This is a genomic window from Streptomyces sp. NPDC004610, from assembly GCF_040609715.1.
Lineage (GTDB): Bacteria > Actinomycetota > Actinomycetes > Streptomycetales > Streptomycetaceae > Streptomyces.
The window spans coordinates 374529-394159 of the sequence record NZ_JBEXLA010000002.1; the positions used below are offsets into that span (position 1 = coordinate 374529).

A 19631-nucleotide genomic window follows, 5' to 3' on the forward strand; every position below is an offset into this window, starting at 1 on the left:
GTCGGGTCTCCTGCGGGTCAGGCCGCCGCGGAGGCGGTGCCGAAGGCGGGGTAGGGCTCGTTGTCGAGGCCCGGGACCACGACGGCCGACGGGTCGTTGTCCTGGGCGATGAGCTGCTGGGCGGCGTAGTCGGTGACGGCGCCGGAGAGCAGCTGGCGGGGGTCCTCCATGACCAGGCGCAGCCGGGTGACCAGGGAGAGCCAGTCGTCGGCGGAGCGGATGGCGGGCTGTTCGCTGACCACGGCACCGCTGTCGGTGACGGTGTGCGGGCCGGAGATCTCGTCGCCGGGGTCGAAGGCGGGGTAGCCGTCGAACATGGCACCGCCGAGTTCGACGGTGACCCGGGTGCCCGCCCACAGCTGCCGCAACTGCTCCTCGACGGCCCGGACCTCGCGCAGATCGCCGTCGACGGGGGTGGCGAACCCGGGGGCGTGCGGGGCGATGTAGAGATGGCTGAGCGGGAGCTTGCCGCGGGAGGCGGCGAGGACCATCCCGGCGACGCTGTTGGTGCGCCAGGTGACCCCGGCGGTGGGGCGCCCGATCTGGCCGACGACGACCACCATGGCGCGGGCCCAGTCGATGCCCTGCTCGTCCAGCCAGCTGATCAGCCGGTGCGAGGTGTCCAGGCCGACCAGGAAGAACGTGGCGACCATGATGCGGTTGAAGGACACCGGCACCTCGGGGTGGCCGTCCTCCAGATAGGTCTCCCGCAGCGTCTGGTGGGTGAGCTGGCGGGCCGGTTCGGCGAGGGCGCGCAGCAGATAGCGCTCGGTGATGGCGCAGGCGTAGTCGACCATGACCGCGATGGACTCCTCCCGGCCGCGCAGGGCGGCGGCGGCGATCCGGTCGCGCCACAGGGCGGGGCTGTTGGCGGCGCGGGCCTCGCGGGTGCGGCGCAGCAGCAGTTCGGCGTCCCGGCGCCACACCCCGTCGGGTTCGCGGCGGTACAGCTCGACCAGGGAGGCCAGCGCGGTGCCGAGATGGGAGACGGCGGCCAGTTCCTTGAAGCCCCGGTTGCTCAGCCGGTACGGCAGCACGGTGGGTGGGGTGCCGTCGCCCGGGTACAGCGCCATATCGGCTCCGGTCACCACGAGCAAAGGGTCGTGGGAGCGCCCGCGGGCGGCGCTGGCGCGCAGATGGGCGCCGATGGAGTCGGGGCCGGCGGTGTACGCCAGGAACAGATCGACGAGCTCGGGGCTCTCGTGGTCGGACATCTCAACTCTCCTTGGCCACGCCGTGGGCTGCCGGGTCGGTGGTCACCGGGAACGGGGGGCGGGGCATCAGTCCGTGAAGCGGTAGACGCGTACGTCGGCGGAAAATCTGAGGTCGGCGCTCAGGGCGTTGCTCTGGACGACGAGCGGGCCCTCGGGGCTGTCCAGGACCTCCAGGTCGGTGCCGCCGGTGGTGGCGAACTCCTCGACGAGTTCCAGCCGGCCCATCTCCCAGCGGTAGACCTGGGAGTTCAGGGCGGCGGTGGGGTCGGCCGGGGTGCCGTGGATGAAGTTGACCCGGATCAGATACAGGCCCCGGTCGGTGCGCACGAGGGCGAGTTCGCGTCCGCCGGGCCCGTCCAGGAGCTGGTGCTCGGTGAAGGCGTCGGCGGCGGGGTCCCAGCGCAGTACCTGGGACGCCTCGTCGATGCGGGCGACGGCGAGATGGGTGCCGGTGCCGTCGGGGGCGTCGAAGGTGGTGAAGGCGCGGCCCCCGGAGGGGACGAGGTCCTGGTGGGGGGTGAACCGGGTGCCGTCCCAGCGGTAGAGGACGCTGGGGCCGATGTGGTCGGCGTGGGCGAGGAAGGTGTGCCCGGCGACGGTGAAGGAGTGCCAGTTGTAGCCCCACTGGGAGGGGATGTCCTGGAAGTGGACGAAGCGGGTGCCGTCCCAGGTGTAGAGGACGGAGGGCCGGTTGTCGTCCTTGGTGTGCGGCAGGGCGACGCCCTGGGCGAGGGCGAGGAAGTGCCGGCCGTCGACGGTGAAGTGGCGCCACTGCTTGGCGGCGAAGCCGTCGAACGCCTGGAAGGGGGTGAAGCCGTCGCCGGTCCATTCGTGGACGACGGAGGGCACCTTGAAGTCGTAGGGGCCGGCGCCGCTACGGATGCTGGCGACGGCGAGGAAGGTGCGCCCGTCGATGGTGAAGGGCTCGGCGTCCTCGCCGCCGGGGGCGGTGAGGCTGCCCCAGGGGGTGAAGCGGTCGCCGTCGCGGCGCAGCAGGAGCAGTTCGGTGTCGCTGTCCCCGCCGTTCATATGGGCGGGGGTGCCCGGGACGTCGTAGGCGAGTTGCGGGACGGCGAGGAGTTCGAGGTCGCCGACGGTCAGCCGGTGGACGGCGCGGGCGCCGGAGGCGGGGATGTCCTGGAGGGGGGTGAGATGGGATCGGGTCACGGCGGATCTGTCTCCGTTGGGGCGGCCTGCGAGGAGGTGGGGTCAGAGGGGGCGGTGGAGGTCACCGCGGGGGTGGGTGCGGTGCGCTGAGGCGGGCCTCGCGGTCGTAGGCGCGGGCCAGCTGGGACAGGTCGTGCCCCCCGGCGCCGCGCCGGATGAGGGCGGCGCTCTGGCTCCGGGCCGCGGGCAGCAGTCTCAGGGGTACGTCGAGACGCGCGGCGAGGTCCGCGACGAGGGCCTGGGTCTCGGCGAGGGCACCGATGGTCGCCCCGCCGGCCGCCTCGCTGCTGGTGAGGGCGGCGGGCAGACAGTGGTCGAGCATGGTGCTGGCGCCCGGCGCGGCCATCAGGATCTGCTTGCTCACCTTGGGCGGCAGCCCGAGCCGGGCGATGAGGGCGGCGGCCTCGGCGGCGGCCGTGGCGTGCAGCCCGGTCAGCAGATGGCTGATGAGCTGGAGTTCGGTCGCGGCGCCGACCGGCCCGAGGTGGACGATGTCGTCGCAGTACGCGGCGAGCACCGGCCGGGCGCGTTCGAACTGGTCGGTGGGCCCGCCGACGACCGCGGTGAGGCGGCCGAGGCGGGCCTTCTGGGTGCCGCCGGTGAGCGGCACGTCCAGGAAGGACGCGCCGTACCGGGCGGCGTGCCGGGCGAGCGCGCGGGCCTGGTCCGGGTCCAGCAGGCTGTGGTCGATCAGCAGCCTGCCGGGGGGCAGCGCCGGGAGCAGTCCGTCGGTGGCGAGATAGAACCGGTCCTTGACCGCGCTGTCGGCGTGGCCGGTGACGATCACTTCGCAGTCGGCCAGATGCTCGGGCCGGGTGACGAGATCGGCGCCCGCCTCCTCCAGGTGCTTGGCATCGACCCAGGACGGGACACAGGCGGTGAGCCGGTGCCCGGCGGCGAGGAGACGCCGGGCGACGGGGAGGGTGAGGGGGCCGCCGCCGGCCAGTCCGATCCGGGTCGGCGGGCTCATGACGGCTCACTGCCCTGGGGAGCGGTGCCCTTGGGGGCGGCGCCGAAGAACAGCTGGGCCATGTCCGGGTCGGCGAGCAGGTCGTCGGCGTTGCCGGTGTGCAGCACCCGGCCGCTCTCCATCACCACCGCGTGCTCGGCGAGGGCCAGGCCGAACCGTACGTTCTGCTCGACCATCAGGACGGTGACGTCGGAGTCGCGCAGCGACCGGATGGAGTCGCCGAGCTGCGCGCACGCCTTGGGGTCCAGCCCCAGGGTGGGTTCGTCGAGCAGCACCACCCTGGGGCTGAGCATCAGGGCGCGGGCGAACTCCACGGTGCGGCGCTGGCCCCCGGAGAGGGAGGCGGCCTTGTCCCCGGCGCGTTCGGCGACCAGCGGGAAGATCTGGGTGATCTCCTCGTAGCGGCGGCGGTTGCGCTCCTTCTCGCGGCGCCGGGTGTAGGCGCCGAGCATGACGTTCTCGCGGACCGTCATGGTGGGGAACAGCCCGTGGTGCTGGGGCACCTGGGCGACGCCCTGGCGCAGGATGTCGCCGGGGCTGCGGCGGCTGATGTCGTCGTCGCCGATGCGCACCTGTCCGGAGCGCGGGTTGAGCAGTCCGCTGCACACCTTCAGCACGGTGGACTTGCCCGCCCCGTTGGGGCCGACGATGCAGGTGATGTCGCCGGCGGGGGCGGTGAACTCGACGCCCCGCAGGATGTCACCGGCCTTTCCGTAGCCGGCGACCAGTCCGGTCATGGTGATCATGCGTCAACTCCCGTGGCGGCGTGGCTGCCGGCCGTGCCCGGTGCGTGGTCGCCGAGGTAGGCCTCCAGCACCGCCGGGTCCTGTTCGATCTGCCGGGGCGGGCCGCTGGCGATGACATGGCCCTGGGCGAGGACATGGATGTGGTCGCACAGCGACAGCACCAGCGGCATGTTGTGCTCGACGATCAGCACGGTGGTGCCGGCGGCGTTGAGCTTGCGGATGATGTCGGCGAGGCGCTCGATGAGGGTCGGGTTGATCCCGGCCGCGGGTTCGTCGAGGAGCAGCACCTCGGGTTCCAGCATCAGGGCCTGGGCGAGTTCGATCAGCTTCTGCTGGCCGAAGGAGAGATCGCCCACCTGGTGCTCGGCGTACTCGCCCATGCCGACGAAGTCCAGCCATTCCCGGGCGCGGGCGGCGGTCTTTCCGCTGATGGCGGAGTCGGCGAGCTGTGCGGTGGAGAAGGTGCGGCTGGGGACGGCGAGGTTCTCCAGCGCGGTCAGGTGCGGGAAGATCCGGGTGGCCTGGAAGGTGCGGGCGAGCCCGTGGTGGGCGTGGAGCCAGCGGGGGGTGCCGTCCAGGCGGGTGTCGCCGAGGTGGATCGTGCCGCTGTCGGCGGCGAGACTGCCGTCGAGGAGGTTGAACACCGTGGTCTTGCCGGAGCCGTTGGGCCCGATCAGTCCGGTGATGGAGCCGCGCCGGACGGTGAACGAGCAGTCGTCGACCGCCTTGACCCCGCCGAAGGACTTGCTCAGTCCCTCCACCCTCAGCAGCGGGCCGTCGTCAGCGGGCGGGCCGGTGCGCGGGGTGAGTGCCGTGGGCGGCAGGACGTCGGGGGCGGTGGTGAGCCGGGCCCCGGCCAGTGCCTTGGGTCCGGTGCGGCGCAGCCGGGCGAACCACTCGACGCCCTCGGTGAGGACACCGCGCGGGAAGAACAGCACGATCGCGGCGAGCAGGGCACCGTAGATGATCAGGCGCCAGGAGCCGGCGTCGGGGCCGGACAGGCTCTGGTTGGTGAACTGGTTGAGCGGCTCCAGCATGAAGGCGCCCAGCACCGGGCCCCACAGGGTGCCGACCCCGCCGAGGTGGGCGGCGAGCACGATCTGCATGGCGATGACGATGTCGAACATCGACGCCGGTTCGAGGAAGGCGATGTAGTAGGCGTAGACACCGCCCGCGACCCCGATGGGGAAGGCGCTCGCGGCGAACGCGAACATCTTGTAGCGGTCGGTGCGCACCCCGATGCCGTCGGCCTTGGACTCGTCGTCGCGGATGGCCATCAGGCCGATGCCGAAGCGGGAGCGGCGGATCGCCCAGGAGCCGAGGATGGTCAGACCCAGCAGGATCAGCAGGTAGTAGTAGAACGGCCAGTTCATGAAGGCCCGGTCCCAGGTGGGCAACGGCAGGTTGAGTCCGTGGTTGCCGTTGGTGAGGGAGGACCAGTTGGCCGTCAGCAGGGCCGTGAACTCCAGGAACGCGAAGCTGATGATGACGAACGCGGCGCCGCGGGTACGGCGGCCGACAAGTCCCAGCAGCATGGCCGCCAGCGCCGCCACCACACCGCCCACGGGGGCGGCGACCAGGGGGTTGACGCCGGTGTGGATGGAGATCAGGGCGGTGGTGTAGGCGCCCAGACCGAGGAACGCGCTCTGGCCGAGGGAGATGTAGCCCGCGTAGCCGGAGATGATGTTCCAGCCGGAGGCCATGATGGCCAGCAGGAACGCCATGATGGCCATGTTCTGCCAGTAGGCGTTGTCGGACACGACGGGGAGGAGGGCGAGCGCCACGCCGGCGGCGCCGATGCCCGCGACCTTCAGTCGGGTGATGCTCATGCGCGGCTCATGTCCTCTCGCAGTCGTGTCCCGAGCAGGCCCTGCGGGCGGGCGACGAGTACGACGATGATGGCGATGTAGGGCACCGCCACGGCCCAGTCGGGCGAGACATAGGTGGAGGTCAGTGACTCGGCGACGGCGATGATCAGGGCGCCGAGGACGCTGCCCGCGAGGCTGCCCATACCGCCGAGCACGATGATCGACAGGGTGAGGCCGATCCAGTGGTCGGAGGAGCTGGGCATGAACGGGTAGAGCACGCTCAGCAGGGAGCCGCCGGCCCCGGCCGCCGCCACGCCGATGGCGTAGGCGGCGGCCCAGGTCTTGCGGACCTCGATGCCGATCAGGCGGGCCCCTTCGGAGCTGGAGGCGGCGGCCTGGATGGAGCGGCCCATCCAGGTGCGGCGCAGCAGCAGATACAGTCCGGCCAGGACGACGGCGGCCACCAGCCAGGAGTAGACCTGGGCCTGCGGGAAGCGCATCCCGAAGACGGCGAAGGACTCGTTGGCATAGCCGGGGGTCACCGAGTGCGGGGCGTTGCCCCAGATCAGGGCGATGATGCCCTTGACGACCAGGGCCAGGCCGAAGGTGGTGACCAGGGCCATGGACGGGTCGGTGGTGCGGGACCGCTCGATGAAGATGTAGTAGGTGACCCAGCCGACCAGCAGCAGTGACGGGGTGGTGACCACCGTCAGCAGCAGCGGGTCGATGCCGGTGGCGTCCCACAGCGAGTAGGTGAGGTACGCGCTGAGGATGAGCATGCTGCCCTGGGCGATGTTGACCACCCGCATGACCCCGAAGACGAGGTTCATGCCGGAGGCCGCCAGGGAGTACACCCCGCCGATCAAGAGCCCCAGGATGAGCGCTTGAAAGAACATTGACACTACGACCACCCCGGCTTGGGGTTGACCGCCTCGGTCACGGTCTTCTGGCTCTCCGGGAGGACGAACTCCAGGTTGCCCTTCTGCCACTGGGCGAGCAGCATGTCCCCCTCGGGAACGCCGCGTTCGTCCCAGCGCAGGCTGCCGACGATGGTGGACACCGGGTGCGAGTGCAGCCAGTCGGCCAGTGCGGTCTGGTCGAGGCTGCCGACCTGCTCCACGGCGGCCTGGAGGACCTGGCCGGCGGTGAACGCGTTGGCGGCGTCGTCGGTGGGCGCGGAGCCGTAGGACTCGGTGTAGTCCTTCACGAACTCGGCGTTGCCCTGGTAGGTCGACTTGGGGCTCCACGCGGTGGTGGTGAAGATGCCCTCGGTGTTGGCCTCGCCGACGGCCTGCGGGTAGGACCCGACCAGGCTGGGGGCGTTGGTCTGGAACATCATGTCCGGGCTGAAGTCCTGCTTCTGGAGGGCCTTGACGAGTCCGGCGCCGTCATTGGCGGCGACCGCGCCGTGCACGACCAGGTCGGGCTCCTCGCGGGCGATGGCGCTGGCGATGGGGTCGAAGTTGACCGTCTCCGGCGCGTACTTCTCGGCGTAGACGGACTCCACGCCCAGCTCGGTCAGGCGCTCGCGGAACTGCTCGATGGTGACATCGGTGTTCGGGTCGTCCTGGGTGGGATAGGCGGCGGTCTTGGGCCGCTCGTCCTCCGGCAGGGACGCGATGTAGTTCACGAACTGCTCGGGCAGGTCCAGGGAGGTGCTGGGCTGGGCGAAGAAGAGGTACTCGTAGCCCCGGGTGAAGATCTCCTCGGCACCGCCGGAGGGTTCGACGTAGAGCATCTTGTGGCGCTCGGCGACCGAGGAGGCGGGCAGGTTGAGCTTGGAGGAGAACGTGCCGAGCAGCAGGTCGACCCGGTCCTGGCTGATCAGCCGGTTGTAGTTGCTGACGACGGTGTTCTGGTCGAATCCGTCGTCCAGGACCTTCAGTTCCACCTGGCGGCCCAGCAGTCCGCCGTCGGCGTTGACCTGCTCGACCCAGACTTTGTAGCCCTCGTAGGCGGGTTTGGAGGCGTCGGCCACGGGGCCGGAGAGCGGCAGTGAGATGCCGATGGTGATGGGGCCGTTCGTCGAGCCGGAGCCCGAGCCGCACGCGGCGGCGGTGGCCATCAGGAGAGCAGCGGTGCTGAGGGCGGCGTAGCGCCGTCCGCGTCGGCCGATTCCTGGCATGAGACCCACCTTCAGTTCGGTGACAGGTTCTGATGGTGTGCTAGGACAGCCCCTCGGTCTGGTGCAGTGGTGAGCGGCTCAGCCCCGGTGGGGTTGGGGCGGCGACGTCCGGCGTGGCGGCGCGTCGGTCGGGGCCGGTGATCGGTCCGGTCAGTGCCTGTCCCAGGCGCTGCGCAGGGATCCCCGGGGGCGCTGGTGGCGCCCTAGACGGCGGGGAGCTGCGGGCGCCCTCGCCTTCATGTGCAATGTATACATTGCACATGAAGGGTCGGCAAGACATCGCGCAGAGGATCTGGAGGGAAATTCTCTACCTAGCGGTAACCCTGGGAAACCCTTGGGCACGAGGCGCTTTCGGGCGCGTCGCGCAAGGGCGCGGATCGGCCAGCGGGGGGGGGAGGGCAGGGGGGACGGTAGGGGGAGGATCCGGCGGCGGTGGACGCGCGGCGGGTGAGGGGGACGTGCGAGGCGGAGGGGTGAGACGGAAGGGCGAGGCGGAGGGCTGAGGCGGAGGGTGCGTGCCGGGAAACATGAAAGGGGCGGCTTGGGCCGCCCCTTCTCCGCTCCCCGCCTCAACAGGGACTCACATGGCCGAGTGCTCATGGGAGTACATCACCACGGCCTGGTGCACATGCTCGGCCGCCGCCGCCTCGGCCCGTTCCGGATCACCGTCGAGAATGGCGCTGAGGATCGCGTCGTGATCGCGCGGGGTGAGATCGGTACGGCGGTTGATGTTGGCCAGACTGCCCACCGCGAAGCGGGCCCAGATACGGTCCAGCGCGTCGGTGAGCAGAGGGTTGCCGGCCAGCCGGGCGAGCAGCATGTGGAAGGCCAGGTTGGCGTGCCAGGCGCCGGTCGGGTCGCCCGCCCCGGCACGCTCCTCCACGGCGTGCGCCGCGGACTTCAGCTCCGTGAGCTGGGCCGGGGAGAGCCGGCCGTCACGCTGCGCGGTCGCCGCCAGCTTGGCGGCCAACGCGTCCAGCGCGCCCTGCAACTGCATGGCGTGCATCATCTCCTGGGGGGTGAGGGAGCTGACGACCACTCCCCTGCCGGTCGACGAGACCAGTCCGTCGCTCTGGAGCCGGCGCAGCGCCTCACGGACCGGCGTGCGGCTCATCTCCAGGTCTTTGCACAGACCCAGCTCGGTCAGCCGGTCCCCGGGCCGGTAGTGCCCATCCACCAGCCGCTCACGCAGCCTGCGGTAGGCGACCTCGGCCTGATTGTGGATCCCTGGACGCTCCTCGGCAGAGCCACCGGATGACAGCATGACTAACGTATACATTGTATTCAGTGGCGCCCGCAATACGCGGGGGTCACTGAGTGCCACGTGGCGCGGTGCGCGGAGGGTGGGGGCGGGCCCGTCGGCGGGGCGTGTGGCAGGGGTGGCCGGGGGCTGTGGGCGACGCGCTCTTGGCGGACGGGCCTGGGCGCCGGTCGCGGGGAGGGGCGTCAGCCGGTCGGTGGGAGAACCGTTGGCGGAAGGGGCCTCGCCGGGCAGCGGCCGGTCGGCGCGCAGAGCCTTCGCGGGTCGGCGCAAGGGCCGTCACTGATCAGCCGGAGGGGTGTGAGCCGGTCGGTGGGGAGGGCGTCGGGGAAGGGGCCCGGCTCGCATCGGCGGAGCCGTCTTCGGCCGGTCGGCGGAAGCGTTGTGGCTGGTCGGCGGCGGGGGCGTCGCCGGTCGGCGGAAGCGTCGTGGCTGGTCGGCGGAAGCGTTGTGGCTGGTCGACGGCAGAGGCGTCGCCGGTCGGCGGGAAAGCCGTCGGCGGGCGAACCCCGCCACCGGACGACGGAACGGCCTTCGGCCGGTCGACCTCCGAAGGAACTTCGCTGGTCGGTGGCACTGGCGTCGGCGGTCAGTGCGAGGGCCGTCAACCGGTGGGCGGGAAGACCCTCACGGGCCCGTCGCCGATCAGCGTGAGAGCCAGCAACCGGTGGACGGAAGGCCCCCACGGAGAGGCCCATCGCCGGTCAGCGTGAAGCCCGACAACCGGTGGACGGGAAGACCCTCACAGGCCCGTCGCCGATCAGCGTGAGAGCCGGCAACCGGCGGGCGGAAAGGCCCCCACGGAGAGGCCCATCGCCGGTCAGCGTGAAGCCCGACAACCGGTGGGCGAGAAGGCCCTCACAGGCCCGTCGCCGATCAGCGTGAGAGCCGGCAACCGGTGGACGGAAGGCCCCCACGGAGAGGCCCATCGCCGGTCAGCGTGAAGCCCGACAACCGGTGGACGGGAAGACCCTCACAGGCCCGTCGCCGATCAGCGTGAGAGCTGGCAACCGGCGGGCGGAAAGGCCCCCACGGAGAGGCCCATCGCCGGTCAGCGTGAAGCCCGACAACCGGTGGGCGAGAAGGCCCTCACAGGCCCGTCGCCGATCAGCGTGAGAGCCGGCAACCGGTGGACGGAAGGGCCCTCGCGGAGGGGCCCATCGCCGTTGGCGGGCGGGCAGGCAACCGGACGGCGGCGAAGCCGTCAGCGGAAGGGCACCGCCACCAGCAGGCCGAAGGGGCGCCGACCGGCTGACGGGTCAGCCGTCAGCGGCAGCGCCCCGTCTCATCGGTCAGCGGGAGAGGCGTCAGCGGCATGGTCCTCGCCGGTCGGCGGATTCGCCCTCAACCGGCGGACGGGAAACCGTCACCGGAAGGGCCCTCGCCGGTCAGCGCCAGCGCACTCGACCAGCCAACGGGAAGCCACCACCGCGAGACCGCTGGTCCATCACCGGAAGAACCCTCCCCGGTCAGCGAAAACGCACTCGACCAGCGGATGGGAAGCCACCACCGCGAAACCCCTGGTCCGTCGGCGGAGCACCCCCCGGTCACCGCAAGCGCCCTCACCCACCCGACGCCACAGCCGCCGCCACCCGCCCCACGACCTCGCCGAGGCCCAGTCGGGCGCCGGACGGCCCCGGCGCGGAGGCCGTGATGGTGATCTCGTCGCCGTCCTCCAGGAACGTGCGGACGGTGCCGTCGGGGAGCGTGAGCGGCTCCGCGCCGCCTCGGGTGAGTTCGATGAGCGAGCCCTCCTGACCGGTCTCGGGGCCGCTGATCGTCCCCGAGGCGTAGAGGTCGCCGGGGCGGGTGGAGGCGCCGTTGACGGTCATGTGCGCGAGCATCTGCGCGCCGGTCCAGTACATCGTGGCGAACGGCGGGGTGGAGATCTCCTGGCCGTTGAGCCGGACCGACAGGGCGAGGTCCAGGCCGTCCTTGCCCGCGTCCGCGAGATACGGCAGCGGCTCGGGGTCGCGCGGCGGGGGCGCGGTCCAGGCGGCGTCCAGGGCCTCCAGCGGGACCACCCACGCGGAGACGGAGGTGGCGAAGGACTTGCCCAGGAACGGTCCGAGCGGCACGTACTCCCATGCCTGGATGTCCCGCGCCGACCAGTCGTTGACCAGGCAGACACCGAAGACATGGTCGCGGAACCCGGAGACCGGGACGCGGCTGCCGAGCGGTGAGCCGGTGCCGACCACGAAGCCGATCTCGGCCTCGATGTCGAGCCGCTGGGAGGGGCCGAACACCGGGGCGTCGCTCCCCGGGGGCCTGCGCTGCCCGCTGGGGCGGGTGACCGGCGTACCGGACACGACGACCGTGCCGGAGCGGCCGTGGTAACCGATCGGCAGATGCTTCCAGTTGGCGGTCAGCGGGTCGCCGCCGGGGCGGAAGAGGCGGCCGAGATTGGTCGCGTGGTGCTCACTGGCGTAGAAGTCGACATAGTCGCCGACCTCGAACGGCAGCCGCAGGGTGACCGCGTCCAGCGGGTGCAGGGCGGCCTCGGCGGCGGGCCGCCGCGCGTCGTCGGTGAGCGCCTCGCGGATCCGGGCCCGGGTCGCGGACCAGGCGGCGCGGCCCAGGGCGAGGAAGGGGTTGAGCGCGGGCGCGGCGAACACCGGGTCGCCGAGCAGGGCGGCCAGGTCCAGCACCCGGTCCCCCACCCGCACCCCGACGCGGGCGGGCCCGCCGGGCGGCGCGAAGACCCCGTAGGGCAGATTGTCGATGCCGAACAGGTCGTCGGCGGGCAGGTCCAGCCACGTCATGATGGGTAACTTCCGGGATCGGGGCGGGTGGGAGAGGGCGGTGCGGAAGGGGGGAGGGTCAGGGGCGGCGCGAGGGCACGCGCCGCCGCTGACGACCGGTCCCCGTCAGAAGTTGCCGCGCTTCTCCTGCTCGCGCTCGATCGCCTCGAACAGGGCCTGGAAGTTGCCCTTGCCGAAGCCGAGCGAGCCATGGCGCTCGATCAGCTCGAAGAACACGGTCGGGCGGTCGCCGAGGGGCTTGGTGAAGATCTGGAGCAGATAGCCGTCCTCGTCGCGGTCCACGAGGATGCCCCGCTTCTGCAACTCGTCCACCGGCACCCGTACCTCGCCGATCCGGGCGCGCAGGGCCGGGTCCTCGTAGTAGGAGTCCGGGGTGGCCAGGAACTCGATGCCCTCGGCGCGCAGCGCGTCCACCGAGGCGATGATGTCGTTGGTGGCCAGCGCCAGATGCTGGGCGCCGGGGCCCTGGTAGAACTCCAGGAACTCGTCGATCTGCGACTTCTTCTTGCCCAGCGCCGGCTCGTTCAGCGGGAACTTGACCCGGTGGTTGCCGTTGGCGACGACCTTCGACATCAGCGCCGAGTACTCGGTGGCGATGTCGTCGCCGATGAACTCCGCCATGTTGGTGAAGTTCATGACCCGGTTGTAGAAGTCGACCCACTCGTCCATCTTGCCCAGCTCGACATTGCCCACCACATGGTCGAGCGCCTGGAAGATCCGGCGCGGGCGCCCCTCACGCCGCTGGAACGACGAGGTGCGCACCACATAGCCCGGCAGGTAGGGGCCGTCGTAGCGGGAGCGGTCGATCAGGGTGTGCCGGGTGTCGCCGTAGGCGGCGATGGCACCGACGCGGACCGTGCCGTTCTCGTCGGTGATGTCGTACGGCTCCTCCAGGACCTTGGCGCCCTGGGCGCGGGCGTGGGTGATGCACTTGTCGACGTCCGGCACCTCCAGCGCGATGTCGATGACACCGTCGCCGTGGCGCCGGTGGGCGTCCCCGAGGGGGCTCTCCGGGTCGACCGCGCCCTTGAACACGAACCGGATCGCCCCGCTGCGCAGGACGTACGCCTGGTGGTCGCGGTTGCCGGTCTCGGGGCCGGAGTAGGCGATCAGCTCCATGCCGAACGCCGACTGGTAGAAGTGCGCCGTCTGGGTGGCGTTGCCGACGTTCCACACCACCGCGTCCCAGCCGGTCACCGGGAAGGGGTCCTTCTGGGCGTCGTACTCGACCAGGCCGACGAGCTGCTGGAGCTGGGGGAGGTCCAGTTCGGCCAGTCGCTCCTGACTGGTGAGGATCTGGTCGATGCTCATGTGTCGTCGTCCCTTCGGTGGCAACTCTGTGGCAACGCAACCCGGTGGTGGCAGAGGGCACGGGAACGAGCGCCGCTTACGCGCCGCGGCCCCGCGCTGCCACCAGAACAGCGGCTGACGGGTTCTTGTGCAAGAGTTACTGCGAGCGCTGGGCATCCTGCTCATTCTGCCCAGCGGAATCGGGGTGGACGGGTACATGTTGTACAGCCTGTGAATGGCCTGAAGGGTGCTTACGCGACGGGGCGGTGAGCGGGGGGTGTTGGCGGGGACTCGGGTGATCCGTCGCCGAGGGGCCCTGGCATCATCCGGTCATGCTCGACGACAGTGCCGCGTGCCTGGGCCCCCGCGGGCGAGGGTGCCGACCGGGCCGGACGCGCGTCCGGATCACGGCGGGGCGAGGGTGAGCGGCCCGGTGCCGGGCCCGCTGGTCCCGGCGGGCGATGACCGGCACCCTGAGACTGTGGATGCCCGGGGAACAGGAGACGCGGAGCCGATGGACCCCTCACCGTCCCCCGCGTCCTCCCCACAGCCACCACCCCCACAGCCACCGCCCTCCCCCGCCCTGGCCGAGCCGACCGACCCCGATGTCGATCTGCACCTGCCCGCGCAGCGGCCCGGCCGGTGGCGGACGGAGCTGCCCGTGGTGGCCGTGATCGCGCTGGGCGGCATGCTGGGCGCCTCGGCCCGGTACGGCGCGGCCCTGCTGTGGCCGACCGGGAACGACGCCTTCCCCTGGACGACGCTCGGGGTGAACGCGGCCGGTTGTGCGGTGATCGGGGTGTTCATGGTGCTGATCAGCGAGGTGTGGGCCGCGCACCGGCTGGTCCGGCCGTTCTTCGGCACGGGGGTGCTGGGCGGGTTCACCACCTTCTCCACCTACGCGGTGGACATCCAGCGGCTGATCGGCGCCGGGCGGGCGGGGACGGGGCTCGGCTATCTGGCGCTGACCCTGGTGGCGGCACTGACGGCGGTGTGGGGCACGGCATGGGCGACCCGCCGGATCCTGGCGTGGAGGCAGAGATGACACGACTGACCGGACGCGCCCTGCGCGTGACCATCTTCATCGGCGAGGACGACGTCTGGCACCACAGACCGCTCTACACCGAGATCGTGCACCGCGCCCACCGGGCCGGGCTGGCCGGGGCGTCGGTGTTCCGCGGGATCGAGGGGTTCGGGGCGTCGTCGCGGGTGCACACCTCCCGGCTGCTGTCGCTGAGCCAGGATCTGCCGATCGCGGTGATCATCATCGATGACGAGGAGCGGGTCCGGGCGTTCCTGCCCCAGTTGGACGGACTGGTCACGGAGGGGCTGGTGATCCTCGACGAGTGCGAGGTCATCCGGTACGCCGGCCGGGACAGGGAGGCGGACCGGGACGGAGACGGGGACCGGGGCCGGGAGCGGGAGGGCGGGCGGTGAACTGGCTGCTGGTGGTCGCCGGGGCGGCGGTCGGGGCGCCGCTGCGCTATCTCACCGATGTGGCGGTGCAGCGGCGGCACGACACGCTCTTCCCCTGGGGGACGTTCACCGTGAACGTGGTCGGCTGTCTGGTGCTGGGCCTGCTGACCGGTGCCGTCGCGCAGGGGGCGGCGTCCGACTCCGTTCAGCTGCTGGTGGGCACCGGCCTGTGCGGGGCGCTGACCACGTACTCGACCTTCTCGTACGAGACGATGCGGCTGGCGGAGGCGGGGGCGAGGTTCTTCGCCGCCGCCAATGTCGCCGCCAGTGTGGTGGCGGGTCTGGGGGCGGCCTTCGCGGGGGCGGCGGTGGCGACGGCCCTGTGGGGCTGACGCCCCCGCCGACCGTCCCGCGGCCCCCGGAGCGAAAGAGGCGGCCCGGTTACAGTCCCAGCGCCGCGATGCCCGCGCGGGCGATCTGGACGTCCTGCGCGGGGAGGGCTCCGCTCACCCCGACGGCGCCGACGCACTCGCCGTCCTTGAGGATGGGCACCCCGCCCTCCAGCACCCCGTCGATCACGGGAGCCGTCACATAGGCGGTGCGGCCCTGGTTGATCTGGTCCTCCAGGAGCTGGGTCTCCTTGCGGGCCAGCGCGGCGGTGCGGGCCTTGGCCGGGGCGATGTGCGCGCTGAGCGGGACGGCACCGTCGAGCCGGTGGACGGTCCAGGGGTGGCCGCCGGGGTCGACGACGGCGATGGTGACGGCCCAGTCGTTGCGCAGGGCCTCCGCCTGGGCCGCCGCCACGATGCGGTCGACGTCGTCACGTTCGAGGACGGTGCTGGTCTTCACGTCGGGGGTTCCGATCCGTCGGGTGGGCGGGGCAGGCTGACTTAGGCTGTGCGGTTCACCGTCGGCGTACGGAAGGGACGCCCGGCGACCCGAAACCTACAGTCCCCTATAGGAATAGACAAGAGGTCATGTACGACGGCCGTCATGACGTACTGCAATACAAGATGCCGTCTCGTCCATTGACTGAGCTGCGCGCCCCTCCTATCGTGGAGCCACTTCTGGAAAGGACGGGACCCGCATGAAGCCAGTCGCCCTGATCGGCGCCTTGCTCGTGTCGTGCGCCGGCCGCCGGACCTACGACGAACCGCTCAGATACTCCCCGCCCCGGGAAGGACTGCGCCCCGGCACGGCTGTCGGCGAGCCTCAGACACCCTTCTGAGGGCCCGCGTCGCCTCGCTGCGACCGCCTGGCCGCCACAGTCCGTAAGCCCTTGCCGTCCGTCGTTCCGCCGCCGGCAGGCCATCCACCCATATCCGCGAGGAGTGCATCACCGTGACCACCACCGCCCCTCTCCAGCACATCACCGGGCCCTCCGCCTGGCGCGGCGACGAGCTGACCCGGTCGACCGACTGGATCTATGTCCTCAGTGACGCCGAGCGCACCGAACTGGAGGAACTGGGACGGCGCTTCGTCGCCGACGACCCGGATCTGCGCACCGTCACCGCCGCCGACTACCCGCTCGACGCCGCCCGCGCCCTCAACGACGAGTGCGGCCGGCAGATGGACGCCGGGCGGGGCTTCATCCTGGTGCGCGGGCTGCGCACCGACGAGTACGGTCCCACCCTGGCCGCCGCGATCTTCGTCGTGATGGGTCTGCACCTGGGCCAGCCGATCGGGCAGAACCAGCGCGGCGATCTGCTCGACCATGTCATCGCCACCTCGAACAAGACGATGTCCGACGAGGGCGCCCTGCCCTCCCGGATCCGGGACCGGCTGCCGTTCCACTCCGACAGCTCCGATGTCGTCGCCCTGATGTGTCTGCGCGGCGCCAAGGAGGGCGGCGCCTCCAGCCTGGTCAGCGGCACCACCATCTACAACGAGATGCTGCGCCGCCGCCCCGACCTCGCCCCGCGGCTCTTCGACACCTACCACTGGGACTGGCGCCGCCAGGACCCGGACTCCCCGGAGATGACCTACACCTCACCGATCATCAGCTACGTCGACGGCATCTTCAGCACCTATGCCGGCAACTCGATGATCTTCAGCGCCCAGGAGTACCCGGGGGTGCCCCCGCTGACGCCCGACCAGGCCGAGGCGATCAATCTGTTCGACGAGATCTCCCAGGAGTCCGGTCTGCCGATCGACATGGACTTCCAGCCCGGGGATGTGCAGTGGCTGCTCAACTACGCCGCCCTGCACTCGCGGACCAGCTATGTCGACCACCCGGAGCCGGAGCTCCGCCGCCATCTGCTGCGGCTGTGGCTCAAGCGGGACGTGGGCCGTCCGCTGGCCCCCAAGTTCGGCAAGCATGTCGTGGTCATGGGCGAGCCCACCACTCCCCCGCTGCCCGGTGGCCGGTTCCGGATCGCCGACGCCGTCACGGTCAACGACGACTGGGGCGCGTGACACCGGGTCCTGAACGGACCCGCCCATGAGAAGAGGGACGCTCCCGACGGGGGCGTCCCTCTTCCGGCTTCCCGGCGCCTACGGCAGTTCGTTCAGCAGCCGCCGGTAGACCCGCGCGTACGCGGCCAGCCGCCCCAGCGACAGCGTGTCCCGCCGGGGATCCCCGGCGGCGGGCCGCGCCTGCGGCCCGAGGCGTACGGTGTCGACGCCCCGGGCGCGCAGCACGACCCCGTCGGTCGAGCCGGTCCAGCCGGTCATCGGCGGTGGCTCGGCGCCGAACTCGTCGCGCCAGGCCGCACGGGCCGCCGTCACCACGGGGGCGTCGGCCGGGGTCGCCGCGGCGACCGCGACGGGCTCGGCGCGGACATCGACCGCGCAGTCCCGCAGCGGGGTGTCCGCGCACCGGGCCCGCAGCCGGTCGGCCAGCCCGGACGCCAGCACCGCGGGCTCCACCGGGTCCCCGGCGACGACATACAGGTCGATGCGCAGGGCGGCGGGCAGCAGGTCGGGCTTGTCGGGCCGGCCGCCGCCGAGCGCGCCGATACCGCAGGCGCGGCCGGTCTGCCCCTGCCGGGGGTCGGCGGCGAGGTAGGCGGTGCGCCAGCGGTCGAGTTCGTCCAGGAGGATCCCGGCGGAGGCGAGGACCCCGCCGGGCGGGGTGGCGGACCCGGGTGCCATCGCGGCACCGGAGCGGCCGGTCACCCGGACGGTCAGATACAGCGCGCCCGGCTCGTGCCACAGCAGTGTGGGCGGGCCGGACTTGGCGACGATCGCCGAGCCCGGCAGCGGCTGGGTGCCGGCGTACGCCTCCACGCCGGTCACCCCGCTGTCGCGGCGATGGGTGCCGGACCCCGCGAGCAGCAGCCGCCCCGTGTCCGCCCCGGCGAAGGCCACCAGCGCGGCGGCGGCGGGGCCGCGGGCCACACCGAGGCCGAAGCCGGTGATCTCGTCGCCGTCGGCGTCGAGCGGGGCGATGGCGGCGCTGCTGCCGGTGACCTGGGCGTTCGCGGGGTCACCGGGGTCGAGTGAGGTGTCGAGATGGGAGTAGAGCAGGGGTCCGGCCCCGTGGGTGGCGATCAGGCTGCCGCCCTCGGGGCCGTGCTCCAGGACCTGCCAGTCGATGTGCGGCCACCGGTCGGCGCACCAGGCGCGCAGCCGGTGCGCCGCCACCCGCTCCTTCCCGCGTGGCGCGGCCACCCGGTCGAGCAGATGCAGGGTGTCGAGCAGGTGGTGACTCAAAAACGTCCCCAGTCGTCGGCGGCCGGACGCCAGACGTCGATGTTGCGCGGGTCGGCCGGCATACGGCGCGGCCGGTGCGTCTCGTGCTCCTCCGGGGTGAACACCCGGTGCGCGTCGCACAGCTCGTAGCGCGGCCCGAAGCGGGTGTCGTGCATATAGAACGCGATCGAGGTGGACGCCGAGTGGTTGACGATGTCGGAGGCGATCGGGGCGCCCTTGTACAGCGCACGCGCCCGCATCCGCATGACATGGTCGAGGCTCTTCATCGCGAAGCACAGATGGGCGACGTAGTGCTCGGTGTTCTTCTGGATGGCGAGGCTGTGGTGGTAGCGGTCCTCGCAGCGGTAGAACGTGGTCGAGCCGACGACATGGTCCGAGGGCAGGAAGTTCAGGACGTTCTGGTAGAAGTCCCGGGTCTCCTCGAACTTGGCGGTGGCGATGAAGGGGTGCACCAGGTCGAGCGGCCGGATCTCCAGGTGCGGGGGCTCGGCGTACTCCTGGAACTCGGTGAACAGCTCGATGATCAGGCCGTTCGGGTCCTTCACCGCGAAGCCGTCGTCGCACAGGGCCCGCTGGCGCTCCTGGAGTTCCAGGATCTCCAGACCGGCGTCGGCGACGCTCTTGCGCAGCGCCTCCAGGGTCTCCTGGCTCTCCACGCTGTAGCCGACCGCGGTGGTCCAGCCGTCGGTGCGCTCGGGGGCGCTGATCAGCTCGATGGAGTGGTGCTCGATGTCGGCGCGCAGATAGGCGTAGTCATCGGTGCGCTGCTCCAGCTGGAGCCCGACGTGGTACTCCAGGAACTCGATGGTGGCCTGCATGTCGGGGACTTCGATGCGGGCGTACTCCATGCCGTACGGGCCGCGGGGGCGGGTGCTCACGGGGGCAGTCCTTCCTGCGGCGAGCGGCAGGCGCTCGGCGTACTCGAACGAGGTGATGGCCTGCTGGGAGATGACCGGGCGCCAGCGGGTGTGCACAAAGCTTTCGTGGGAGTCACTGCCCAGGTAGGCGAGCAGATCGTCCGGCCCGTCGAAGTCGACGGCCATCGTGTGGGTGAAGGTGCGGTCGCGGGTGCTGATGTTCTCGCCGAGGACGAAGCCGCGCATGGCCGGGTAGCGCTCCGGGAAGGTGCGCAGCTCGGCCAGGACGGACTCCCGTACGGCCGGGTCGGTTCCGTCGGTGAAACGGAAGGACAGGGTGTGCCGGATCATGGGTCGCCTT

General features: G+C 71.4%; 17 protein-coding genes. 4 read left to right on the forward strand and 13 right to left on the reverse strand.

Annotated features, from left to right (window positions below; translation table 11 throughout):
* Positions 1-17: 17 nt before the first annotated feature.
* The 10 genes from ABZX40_RS03690 to hppD form a co-directional block, all read right to left on the reverse strand.
* Positions 18-1214: a DUF5624 domain-containing protein gene (locus tag ABZX40_RS03690; protein ID WP_355731290.1), complete on the reverse strand. Its 1197-nt coding sequence runs from the start codon at positions 1212-1214 to the stop codon at positions 18-20.
* A 66-nt stretch (positions 1215-1280) separates the two neighbouring features.
* Positions 1281-2381, reverse strand: coding sequence for a hypothetical protein (locus ABZX40_RS03695; protein ID WP_355731289.1), 1101 nt, complete (start codon positions 2379-2381; stop codon positions 1281-1283).
* Positions 2382-2442: 61 nt separating this feature from the next.
* A complete protein-coding gene (locus tag ABZX40_RS03700; RefSeq protein ID WP_355731287.1) occupies positions 2443-3351 on the reverse strand; it encodes an NAD(P)-dependent oxidoreductase in 909 nt (302 codons plus the stop codon).
* Complete coding sequence (locus ABZX40_RS03705) at positions 3348-4097, reverse strand: ABC transporter ATP-binding protein (protein WP_355731285.1); 750 nt, start codon at positions 4095-4097, stop codon at positions 3348-3350. Before ABZX40_RS03705 ends, ABZX40_RS03700 begins: the two co-directional genes overlap by 4 nt.
* Positions 4094-5926: a branched-chain amino acid ABC transporter ATP-binding protein/permease gene (locus ABZX40_RS03710; protein ID WP_355731283.1), complete on the reverse strand. Its 1833-nt coding sequence runs from the start codon at positions 5924-5926 to the stop codon at positions 4094-4096. Before ABZX40_RS03710 ends, ABZX40_RS03705 begins: the two co-directional genes overlap by 4 nt.
* Positions 5923-6771, reverse strand: coding sequence for a branched-chain amino acid ABC transporter permease (locus ABZX40_RS03715; RefSeq protein ID WP_355731281.1), 849 nt, complete (start codon positions 6769-6771; stop codon positions 5923-5925). The genes ABZX40_RS03710 and ABZX40_RS03715 overlap by 4 nt, the downstream gene beginning before the upstream one ends.
* A gap of 35 nt (positions 6772-6806) precedes the next feature.
* The gene (locus tag ABZX40_RS03720; RefSeq protein WP_355731279.1) at positions 6807-8030 is read right to left on the reverse strand and encodes an amino acid ABC transporter substrate-binding protein; all 1224 of its coding nucleotides are present in this window, start codon (positions 8028-8030) and stop codon (positions 6807-6809) included.
* A 580-nt stretch (positions 8031-8610) separates the two neighbouring features.
* A complete protein-coding gene (locus ABZX40_RS03725) occupies positions 8611-9294 on the reverse strand; it encodes a GntR family transcriptional regulator (protein WP_355731278.1) in 684 nt (227 codons plus the stop codon).
* Positions 9295-10853: 1559 nt separating this feature from the next.
* Positions 10854-12053, reverse strand: coding sequence for a fumarylacetoacetase (gene fahA, locus ABZX40_RS03730; RefSeq protein WP_355731276.1), 1200 nt, complete (start codon positions 12051-12053; stop codon positions 10854-10856).
* A 105-nt stretch (positions 12054-12158) separates the two neighbouring features.
* A complete protein-coding gene (gene hppD / locus ABZX40_RS03735; protein WP_355731274.1) occupies positions 12159-13364 on the reverse strand; it encodes a 4-hydroxyphenylpyruvate dioxygenase in 1206 nt (401 codons plus the stop codon).
* Positions 13365-13857: 493 nt separating this feature from the next.
* On the opposite strand from hppD, the gene ABZX40_RS03740 reads away from it, so the two are divergent.
* The 3 genes from ABZX40_RS03740 to crcB are packed head-to-tail and all read left to right on the forward strand — an operon-like array spanning position 13858 to position 15151.
* Positions 13858-14388, forward strand: coding sequence for a CrcB family protein (locus ABZX40_RS03740; RefSeq protein ID WP_355731272.1), 531 nt, complete (start codon positions 13858-13860; stop codon positions 14386-14388).
* Complete coding sequence (locus ABZX40_RS03745; protein ID WP_355731270.1) at positions 14385-14780, forward strand: DUF190 domain-containing protein; 396 nt, start codon at positions 14385-14387, stop codon at positions 14778-14780. Before ABZX40_RS03740 ends, ABZX40_RS03745 begins: the two co-directional genes overlap by 4 nt.
* Positions 14777-15151: a fluoride efflux transporter CrcB gene (crcB, locus tag ABZX40_RS03750; RefSeq protein ID WP_355731268.1), complete on the forward strand. Its 375-nt coding sequence runs from the start codon at positions 14777-14779 to the stop codon at positions 15149-15151. Before ABZX40_RS03745 ends, crcB begins: the two co-directional genes overlap by 4 nt.
* A gap of 49 nt (positions 15152-15200) precedes the next feature.
* Here crcB and ABZX40_RS03755 read toward each other — a convergent pair whose 3' ends face one another.
* Positions 15201-15608, reverse strand: a complete 408-nt coding sequence (locus ABZX40_RS03755; protein WP_355731266.1) for a heme-binding protein — start codon at positions 15606-15608, stop codon at positions 15201-15203.
* Between the two features lie 492 nt (positions 15609-16100).
* Here ABZX40_RS03755 and ABZX40_RS03760 point away from each other — a divergent pair, with 492 nt between their 5' ends.
* Positions 16101-17174 (forward strand): TauD/TfdA family dioxygenase, encoded by a 1074-nt coding sequence (locus tag ABZX40_RS03760; RefSeq protein ID WP_355731264.1) that lies wholly within the window; start codon positions 16101-16103, stop codon positions 17172-17174.
* Between the two features lie 78 nt (positions 17175-17252).
* Here ABZX40_RS03760 and ABZX40_RS03765 read toward each other — a convergent pair whose 3' ends face one another.
* A complete protein-coding gene (locus ABZX40_RS03765) occupies positions 17253-18413 on the reverse strand; it encodes a hypothetical protein (RefSeq protein WP_355731263.1) in 1161 nt (386 codons plus the stop codon).
* Complete coding sequence (locus ABZX40_RS03770) at positions 18410-19621, reverse strand: Dabb family protein (protein ID WP_355731261.1); 1212 nt, start codon at positions 19619-19621, stop codon at positions 18410-18412. Before ABZX40_RS03770 ends, ABZX40_RS03765 begins: the two co-directional genes overlap by 4 nt.
* Between the last annotated feature and the right edge of the window lie 10 nt (positions 19622-19631).

Bases quoted from the DNA above. Each gene is read 5' to 3' on its own strand.
- ABZX40_RS03700 (WP_355731287.1), bottom strand. From the start codon at position 3,351: ATGAGCCCGCCGACCCGGATCGGACTGGCCGGCGGCGGCCCCCTCACC.
- ABZX40_RS03740 (WP_355731272.1), top strand. From the start codon at position 13,858: ATGGACCCCTCACCGTCCCCCGCGTCCTCCCCACAGCCACCACCCCCA.
- ABZX40_RS03720 (WP_355731279.1), bottom strand. From the start codon at position 8,030: ATGCCAGGAATCGGCCGACGCGGACGGCGCTACGCCGCCCTCAGCACC.
- ABZX40_RS03745 (WP_355731270.1), top strand. From the start codon at position 14,385: ATGACACGACTGACCGGACGCGCCCTGCGCGTGACCATCTTCATCGGC.
- hppD (WP_355731274.1), bottom strand. From the start codon at position 13,364: ATGAGCATCGACCAGATCCTCACCAGTCAGGAGCGACTGGCCGAACTG.
- fahA (WP_355731276.1), bottom strand. From the start codon at position 12,053: ATGACGTGGCTGGACCTGCCCGCCGACGACCTGTTCGGCATCGACAAT.
- ABZX40_RS03710 (WP_355731283.1), bottom strand. From the start codon at position 5,926: ATGAGCATCACCCGACTGAAGGTCGCGGGCATCGGCGCCGCCGGCGTG.
- ABZX40_RS03705 (WP_355731285.1), bottom strand. From the start codon at position 4,097: ATGATCACCATGACCGGACTGGTCGCCGGCTACGGAAAGGCCGGTGAC.
- ABZX40_RS03690 (WP_355731290.1), bottom strand. From the start codon at position 1,214: ATGTCCGACCACGAGAGCCCCGAGCTCGTCGATCTGTTCCTGGCGTAC.
- ABZX40_RS03770 (WP_355731261.1), bottom strand. From the start codon at position 19,621: ATGATCCGGCACACCCTGTCCTTCCGTTTCACCGACGGAACCGACCCG.
- ABZX40_RS03725 (WP_355731278.1), bottom strand. From the start codon at position 9,294: ATGCTGTCATCCGGTGGCTCTGCCGAGGAGCGTCCAGGGATCCACAAT.